The following is a 265-nucleotide window of genomic DNA, read 5'->3' as shown; positions in this document are numbered from 1 at the left end:
CGACCTGGTATTCCACGCCGGTTGTGGCGGGGATGGTGTAGGTGTCGTTGGCGGTGCCGTTCTTATCGGTGAAGATGACCGGTGCCGGGGTGGCCGGGGAGATGTTGCCGGTGACGGTGACGGTGACGGTGGCAAGTGTCTGGAAGGAAGTGGAATTGTTGCCGAGGGTGTCTGAGAGGGGGTAGAGAGTGACTTCCCATTCGCCTGGAGCGGACCCCGGGGGGATGGTTACCGATTTTTCCCAGGTGCCGTCTTTAGCGGTGCC

Annotated in this window: 1 protein-coding gene; it reads right to left on the bottom strand. The window is 61.9% G+C overall.

The features are described from left to right. On the bottom strand, positions 1-265 hold a 265-nt coding region (locus AC5RTS_RS16280), incomplete at both ends, for a hypothetical protein (RefSeq protein ID WP_493993053.1).

The organism is Arthrobacter sp. MDT1-49-2 (assembly GCF_059090185.1).
The sequence above is the reverse complement of the archived record's forward strand: the minus strand, read 5'-3'. Positions and strand labels throughout refer to the sequence as shown.